A 7921-nucleotide genomic window follows, 5' to 3' on the forward strand; every position below is an offset into this window, starting at 1 on the left:
GGAAACCCTATTCGCGCGACAAGCATAGCCTGTCAAATACATAAGTGAATTCTCTGAATTAGGGCCGCATTACTGTGGAACCTGAAACTTATTTTATCCACGTGACGGTCCATTGAGATTTCGGTAAGAACCTCGATAATGTTGTCAACAATCGCGCGAACGACCGGTCGGCGCTCCGCTGACGAGCGGAATCTCTGGAATTACCGAAATCGAAGGAGTCGTTCGTGAGCAAGGACAGAACCCGTCTGGTACGCACCAGACGGACCTGGCGCGGAATAGCCGGAGCCGTCACCGCGGTTGTGCTGGTCGGCGGCGGTTTCGCCGTGGCGAATGCCTCGACGGACACCGGAACCGGTAATTCGGCGGCGGGCGTCAAGCGCCCCGTCGACAAGAAGGCCACCGGCACCGCCGCCGTGGTCAGCGCGGCCAACGAGTTCCTGAACACCCTGGACGCCGACCAGCAGGCCTCCACCCTGCTCGACCTCACGCAGGCCAACGCGACCGCGTGGTCGAACCTCCCGTGCGGCTCCACCTGCCGTCCCGGCATCCAGCTCGGTTCCCTGACGGACACTCAACTGGCCGCCGCCATGAAGGTGTTGAAGCTCGCCACGGGCAGTGGCAAGAACACCGGGTACGACCAGATCACGCAGATCATCAAGGCCGACGACGTGCTCAACGCGGCCCAGAGCACCAGCTCCGCGGGCCCGGCACCGTCGGACACCGCGTCGAGCACGGCCTCCGCGGACCCGTCCGCGACGGCGTCCCCCACTTCTTCGGCGACGGACCTCCCGACCGGCACCCCGCCCTCCGGCGGCACCGGAGGCGGCGGCATGGGCGGCTACGGCAGCGGCGTCTACTTCCTCGCCTTCCTCGGCACCCCCTCCGCCACCGGCACCTGGCAACTCCACTTCGGCGGCCACCACTTGGCCCTCAACCTCACCTACAAGAACGGCAAGGTGGCGGGCGCCAGCCCGTTCTTCGTCGGCGTCGAACCCACCACCTGGACCGACGACGACGGCACCACGTACTCCCCGCTCGCGACCATGCGCGACGGCCTGCTCGCCCTCACCGGCAGCCTCAGCACGGAGCAACTGGCCACCGCCAAGCTCTCGGAGTCCTTCAGCGACGTTCTCCTCGGCCCGGGCCAGGACGGCCAGTTCCCGGAGACGAAGGAGGGCATCAAGGTCAGCACGCTCTCCCCGAAGCAGAAGCAGCTGGTCCTCAAGGCCATTCACCCCTGGATCGCCAACGTGGACGACGCCACCGCGAAGAAGCTCATGAAGACGTACGAGCACGAGCTGAACCAGACCTACGTGGCCTACTCCGGCACCACCGCCCTCGACACCCAGGGCGACTACGTGCGCATCGACGGCCCCGGCGTCTGGGTCGAGTTCGTCTGCCAGAACGGTGTCGTGTACCGGGACCAGATCCACTACCACACCGTGTACCGCGACCACACCCGCGACTACGGCAGCGAGTTCACCTTCTCATGACCCGACCGCGAACTTGGCTGACCACAGCGCTACTTCGCCTGGTGGCCGGGATCGCGATCGCGGTACCGGCGGCGCTCCTCCTCGGAGCGTCGCCGGCCGCCGCGCACCCGATGCCGCACTCGGTGGTCCAGCTCGACGTGTACAAGGACTCCGTCACCGCCCGACTGGCCCTGCCCGTGGGCGACTTCACGACGGCAAGCGGCATCGACCTCAACACCCTCAAGTCGACGGCCCTCCCCACGAGGTCGACGGCGATCCGCACGTACCTCGCCGCGCACATCCACCCGACCACGCTCAAGGGCGAGGCCTGGCGGGTCACCATCGGCGCCCTGAGCCTCAGCCGCACCGAGCAGACGTCGACCGGCCCCTACCGCGAGCTGGTGGCGAAGGCGGTACTCACTCCGCCACCCGGCGCCGACGTACGGCACTTCACCTTCGACTACGACGTGATAGTGCACCAAGTGGTCACCCATATAACCCTGGTGACGGTACGTCAGGACTGGGCGGCCGGCCGGGTCACCGGCGACGGTGCCACCCAGGTGGGCACGATCCGCCTCGACGTCCGCCACATGAAGGTCCCGCCGCTGACGGTCGACCTCGGCAAGGGCAGCGCGTGGCGAGGCTTCGTGGCCATGCTCCAACTCGGCGCCAACCACATCCTCACCGGCACCGACCATCTGCTGTTCCTGCTCATTTTGCTGCTGCCCGCACCGCTGTTGGCGGTGGGCGGCCGCTGGAACGGCGGTCTGGCAGGCCCCCGTACGGCACTCACGCGCATCGGCGGCATCACGCTCGCCTTCACCGTCGGCCACTCGGTCGCGCTGGCCGCCTCCGCCCTGACCCGCCTCCAGATCCCCGGCCGACCGGTCGAGGCGTTCATCGCGGCGAGCATCCTCGTGGGCGCGGTCCACGCGATCCGCCCGCTGTTCCCCGGCAGGGAAGCACTCGTGGCGGGCGTCTTCGGCCTCGGCCACGGCATGGCGTTCTCCTTCGTCCTCGCCGAAATGCACCTGTCCACGGGCCAGTTGGCGTCCAGCCTCCTCGCCTTCAACCTCGGCATCGAACTGGTCCAACTCCTGCTGGTCTGCCTGGCGTTGCCGTCGCTCCTTGTCCTCGCGCGACTGCGGATACAGCCCGCCCTGCGGGTGACCGGCGCGCTGATCACGGCCACGGCGGCGATCGGCTGGCTGGCGGACCGCCTGGGGCTGCCCAACCCGGTGGCGAGGGCGGCGGACAGTGCGGGGACGCACACGACGGGGATGCTGACGGTGCTCGGGGTGGGGGCGGTGGTGGCGGTGGGGTGGACGCTGGTCACCCGGGAACGAGAGCGCGTGCTGCCGGAGTTGGAGACAGTGACGTAGAAGTGGATGCGGGCCGGGGTATGCGCTTCCCCGGCCCGTACTTGTACTCGCCCCGTGCTCAGTGGCTCACGAGGAGAGCCACTCCGTGGCGTTGAGGGCGAGGGCGGCGTTGGTGGCGCCGGTGTCGTTCCAGCCGTCGTAGAGCGTGTTGCCGGACTGGCCGGTGCCGTCGTCGACCGGCGAACTGTCGCCCCAGAACGCGACCTTGCCGCTCCCGAAGGTGCTGGTCGCGAAGAAGGCCCCGGTGTTGCCGGAGTAACCGCTGCGGTACAGCAGCCCCTTGGCGGCGGAGTTGTCGGCGGGCTTGATCGTGGCGGTCGTACCGTTGGCGATGAGGCTCTTGGTGACGGTGCCGAAGGAGCCGTGCAGCACGGGGTTGGTGCTGTCGCTGATGGCGGCCGGGTAGCCGGAACTGATGTTCAGCGAGTCGATGGAGAACCCGAACGGGTCCGTGGAATCAACGCTGTTGTTGGTCATCAGGTCGTTGAGGATCTGGACCGCGTCGTATCCGTCGTTGTTCCGGTCGGACCCCGTGTGGTCGGAGATCATGAACAGCCCGCCACCGGCCTTCACGAAGTTCATGATGGCGGTCTTCTCGGCGGTCGTGAACTTGATGTTGGGCTCGGGGAGGACCAGCGTGTCGAAGTTCGAGAGGTCGTTCGCCGACGAACCCCCGTAAGTCAGCGCGCTGGTAGCGGTCTTGAGGCTGTAGTCACCGGTCTTCTGCAGCGCGATGCCCCACGACGAGAGCGCCCCCGTCCAGTCCTTGTCGGAGGAGGGCGAGGAGTCCTGAGCAAGCGGATCGGGCTTGCTCGTGGAGATGATCCAGTCGGCGTTGCCGGCCTCTTCGGCGTGCCCGTCGTCGAACAGCACGCGGTGCGTGGTGGCCGCGGTGGCCGCGGTGGCCGCGGCGGCGGGGGTGACGGTGGCGGCCTGGGCGACGGCGCCGGTGGCGAGCAGGCCGAGAACACTGAGGGCGGTGGTGAGCCGACGGCGTGACGTGAACTTGCCAAGACTGGGCATCCGGTGAACCTCCGTGAAGTGGGGGGATTCCATGAGTGGGGGTGGAATGAACGGGGGGTGCGGGTGCTGCGGATGTGGCTGACTGCGATGAACTGCGCTGGACTGCGGTGAACTGTGGCGAATCTCCGCGCGTAGAACGGTAGTTGAGTGATCACCGACCGACACAAGGGAGGACGGTACACACGGGACCGGGACCGGCGGGAGGACCTCCCGCCGGTTCACGTAGATCTCTTACTCGGGCAAGCCGAGTTGCCTACCGGACGTCGACGAAGTCACCGGGCGCGGTCGCCGCGGCGGTGGTGGAGGTACCGGCGAAGACGTACCGGTAGTACCCGTCGACCGTGGCGGTGGTGGTGGTCTTCAGAACACCGGTGCTGTTGGTCTTGACCGTCTTGAGGGTGGTGTAGGTGCTGCTGCCCTTCTTGCGGAACTGCAGCTTCGCGGGCTGGGACACGTACCCCGCGTACTTGCCCGTAGCCCAGTTCGCGCGGGCCAGCTTGCCGGTGACCGTGATGGTCTTCCCCTTCTTGACCGGCTCGGGAGTGGCGTCGGCGGTCAGCGTGGAGGCCTTCTTGATCGAGGCGGTGGCGACGTCGTCGTTGTAACTCGCGTTCGCGTACAGATCCCAGGCCCCCAGGAACAACTTCCAGGTCCCGGCCACGCCGTTGTCCTTCATGTCGGTAGCAGGACGAATATTGAAGACGGCCTTGCAGGTGTACGTCCCCTGAGTCGCCGTCTCCGTGCAGGCGGGGTCGTCGTCCGTCCCCAGCCCACCGGTGATCCCGTCCGTGGTCGAACTGTCCGTCCCCTGCCACAGGAAGGCCTCGGTGAGCGCGACACCGTTCTGGTCGGTAGCGGTGTACGTGACGGTGACGGTCTTGGTACCGGTCGTACCGAGGACGATGTCCTTGCCCCCGTTGATGACGGCGTGCGAGAACTTGGTGTTGCCGAGGGAGTCTCTCGGCTGAACGGCGGCCGAGGCGAAGGACTTCAGCTCCGCGGAGGCCCCTCTACGCTCCGCCGCCTGAGCGGCGACCGGAAGAGCGAGCGCGGACAGAACCACAGCACCGGAGACAACGCCGGCCGCAACGCGTATACGCATGAAACCCCCACAGGAACCCGAGAGGCCCGCCCAAGTCTCGCCTTGGCCGGGCCTGTTGATCTCCGCATCATATGGACCCAGGTCGGAAATGGTGAAGATCTCTTGTGCAATAAGTGCGTAACGGGGCAGTGGGGATTGGGGAGTTGGTATCGACCTGGGAGGCCAAGGTGACGGGCAGAGGTAGATGCCTGTCTGGCCGCAGCTCGCGCCCATGACTGTTAGGTAGGCCTGCCTGCCTGTCCGTGGAGTCGCTGCCAGACGCGGTGAACCGGGGCGCGCCATACGAGATTGGCAGATCAACGACCCTCAGCGAGCGGTCAGTTCGTGACAGGATCTGCCGCCATGGAGTTCTCCGAGGTGGTCCGCCGCAGGCGCATGATCCGTCACTACTCCGACAAGCCGCTGACCCCGGAGGTGACCGAGCGCATCCTCGCCTCCGCGCTACGAGCCCCCTCGGCCGGCTTCTCCCAGGGCTGGGCGTTCCTGGCCCTGACCGACCCGGCCGACCGCGCCCGCTTCTGGCCCTTCGCCCCCACCCGGGTCGAGAAGACCCCGACCATGCAGGACGCCCCGCTGGTCGTCGTACCCCTGGCCCACAAGGCCGCCTACCTTGAGCGCTACGCCGAACCGGACAAGGGCTGGGAGGACCGCGCCGAGGCCCGCTGGCCCGCGCCGTACTGGCACATCGACACGGGAATGGCCACCCTGCTGATGCTCCTGACCGCGGTCGACGAAGGCCTCGGTGCCTGCTTCTTCGGCATCATGCCAGAGCATCTGCGGCCGTTCCGGGCGGAGTTCGGGGTGCCGGGGGAGTACGACCCGATCGGGGGGATCGCGGTCGGGTACCGGGCTGAGGATGTCCCCGAGCAGAGTGGGCGTATCGCGGAGCGGCGGCGGGGCGTGGAGGATGTCGTTCATCGGGGGCAGTGGGGGCGGCACGCCTGAGAGGTGTTCAGTCCGCCGACTCGCTGTTCTTGAAGGCCTGGACGAAGGAATGCCAAGGGCCGCTTCGAACGGTGACCACTGGGCCTGTGTCGTTCTTGGTGTCACGCACGAGTGCGCGGCCATCGGTCGTCGCCCACTCGACGCACTCACCTCCGGCGCCGTTGCTGTAGGACGACGTGAACCAGACCAGACGGTTGCGGGTACCGGCCTCTGCACTGTTCAACTTGCGTATTCCTTCAGAACGGACTTGATCAACTGGGTCGAACGCTGAGGGCTGAGCGCCGCAGCGCGCAGGCCGTCGAACGCTTTCGTGTACTCGCGAACGTGATGCTCGCCCTCCAGGTACACAGCGTCGGTGATGCCGTCCCGGTACACCAGGTCTGGGTCCTCCGGAGCGGGAAAGCCCAGGATCGTGAACGTGCCCGTAGCTGGATATGTGCCCGAGTCGAACGGGAGGACCTGCAGAGTCACGCTCGGCAACTCGGCTGATTCCAGTACGCGTTCGAGTTGTTCTCGCATCAACGCCCGATCCCCGATGACGTTGCGCAGGGAGCCCTCGTTCACCACGAACCAGGCATCGGGGGAGTCGGGCCGCGTCAACATGGCCTGCCGTTCCATGCGAACTTGAACGGCCCTGGCGATGTCCTCGGCGGACATGTGGGCTCCCGTCCTGTGGAGTTCACCGGTGTACGCCTCGGTCTGCATAAGTCCCGGGATTACCTCGCACTGGTACTGCCGGAACGTGGAAGCGTCCTGCTCCAGGCCGATGTAGATGTTGAACCACTCGGGGACACCGGCACCGTGGACCTGCCACCAGCCGCGAGTCTTGGCCTCCCGAGCCAACGACTTGAGGAACTCCCGCAGTTCGTCGGTCGTGTCATAGAACCGGCACAGGGCGTCGATGTCCGACGGCTGGACCCGGCCGCTGCCCGTCTCCATACGGTTGACCTTGGAGCCGCTCCAGTCCAGCGCCTGGCCCACCTGCGCGCAGGTGAACGCGTTCGTCTCACGGAGCTTCTTCAGCTCGATCGAGAGACGGCGACGGCGCGCCGTCGGTGAACCGGCCATCTCAAACCTCTCAACAATCCGTCGAGTAGCGGGTGTTCAGTCTCGCGCCAAGACCTCTGCATGCCAATCACTCGGAAGTGGGAATCTCTTCCTGCACATTGCATGACGGGATGTGTCGGCGTCACTCTGGTCGTCAACGCCACTCACGGTGAGGGCATGTGACGCTCCGGCGACTATGCGGAGACGTCATGCCACGAGAGGAGTCCTGGTGATCCAAGAAGCGTGTATGTCACGAAAGCCGTGGGACCTGGCCTTTACGGCGGATCCTGAGGAGGTGGCTGCGCTGCGCCGCATCATGCGTTTGCACCTGGGCATGTGGGGCCTGCACGACGTGACCGACGGGGCTCAGCTCTGTGTGAGCGAGTTGGTGTCCAACGTCATCACGCATGTCGGCGCGGGCACCCCGGCCACGCTCGCGGTCTCCATGAACGGAACTCGCCTGCGGATCGAGGTGCACGACCCCGACACGCGAGCCCTGCCCACTCTCGTCGAGGCGGCCTCCGACTCCGAGGGTGGACGGGGCATGGCCCTCGTCGACGGAGTCGCCGACCGCTGGGGCGTTCTGCTCCACCTCGACCGAAAGGTGACTTGGTGTGAGCTGGAGACAGGGCTGACGTCGCCTACCGGACATGTCGACGAGGCGGGTGTCACACGGGCCGAGGTGCTGCTGACGCTCTATGCCGCGGCAGAGCTGCCTTGCGAGGTGCGTTCGAGTCGGCTGAGCAGGGCGACCGCCGAAGAAGTGATGGTCGCTGCCATCACGGATTTTCTTCGCTGGCTCAGGGCGCACGGGTGTGACGTGGACGAGGTCCTGGACCGTGCGCAGACCCAGTTCGACGTGGAGGACGAGTGGGGAGAACCATGAGTGGGCTCGGAGACCGGAACCAGAGCGCGCGCTCTTGCTCCCGGTCCCGACCCCATCACGGCGC

The 7921-nt window shown here is 66.5% G+C and carries 7 protein-coding genes and 1 pseudogene; 4 read left to right on the top strand and 4 right to left on the bottom strand.

Annotated features, from left to right (window positions below):
- The first annotated feature begins 224 nt into the window (after window positions 1-224).
- Window positions 225-1493: a DUF3500 domain-containing protein gene (locus ACQHII_RS30100; protein ID WP_427922208.1), complete on the top strand. Its 1269-nt coding sequence runs from the start codon at window positions 225-227 to the stop codon at window positions 1491-1493.
- Entirely contained in the window at window positions 1490-2854 is a 1365-nt protein-coding gene (locus ACQHII_RS30105; protein WP_427922209.1) for a HupE/UreJ family protein, read from the top strand. The genes ACQHII_RS30100 and ACQHII_RS30105 overlap by 4 nt, the downstream gene beginning before the upstream one ends.
- Window positions 2855-2926: 72 nt before the next feature.
- Here the strand turns inward: ACQHII_RS30105 and ACQHII_RS30110 are convergent.
- Both ACQHII_RS30110 and ACQHII_RS30115 read right to left on the bottom strand, forming a co-directional pair.
- Window positions 2927-3910: pseudogene (locus ACQHII_RS30110) on the bottom strand (hydrolase); the annotation flags it as partial.
- A 220-nt stretch (window positions 3911-4130) separates the two neighbouring features.
- The gene (locus ACQHII_RS30115) at window positions 4131-4979 is read right to left on the bottom strand and encodes a hypothetical protein (RefSeq protein WP_427922210.1); all 849 of its coding nucleotides are present in this window, start codon (window positions 4977-4979) and stop codon (window positions 4131-4133) included.
- Between the two features lie 342 nt (window positions 4980-5321).
- Here ACQHII_RS30115 and ACQHII_RS30120 point away from each other — a divergent pair, with 342 nt between their 5' ends.
- Window positions 5322-5924: a nitroreductase family protein gene (locus ACQHII_RS30120; protein WP_427922211.1), complete on the top strand. Its 603-nt coding sequence runs from the start codon at window positions 5322-5324 to the stop codon at window positions 5922-5924.
- Window positions 5925-5931: 7 nt separating this feature from the next.
- Here ACQHII_RS30120 and ACQHII_RS30125 read toward each other — a convergent pair whose 3' ends face one another.
- Both ACQHII_RS30125 and ACQHII_RS30130 read right to left on the bottom strand, forming a co-directional pair.
- Entirely contained in the window at window positions 5932-6147 is a 216-nt protein-coding gene (locus ACQHII_RS30125) for a DUF397 domain-containing protein (RefSeq protein ID WP_427922212.1), read from the bottom strand.
- Window positions 6144-6992 (bottom strand): helix-turn-helix domain-containing protein, encoded by an 849-nt coding sequence (locus tag ACQHII_RS30130; RefSeq protein WP_427922213.1) that lies wholly within the window; start codon window positions 6990-6992, stop codon window positions 6144-6146. The genes ACQHII_RS30125 and ACQHII_RS30130 overlap by 4 nt, the downstream gene beginning before the upstream one ends.
- A gap of 226 nt (window positions 6993-7218) precedes the next feature.
- On the opposite strand from ACQHII_RS30130, the gene ACQHII_RS30135 reads away from it, so the two are divergent.
- Entirely contained in the window at window positions 7219-7857 is a 639-nt protein-coding gene (locus tag ACQHII_RS30135; RefSeq protein ID WP_427922214.1) for an ATP-binding protein, read from the top strand.
- Window positions 7858-7921 lie beyond the last annotated feature (64 nt).

It is taken from the genome of Streptomyces sp. cg40, assembly GCF_050320165.1.
Classification (GTDB): Bacteria; Actinomycetota; Actinomycetes; order Streptomycetales; family Streptomycetaceae; genus Streptomyces; species Streptomyces hokutonensis.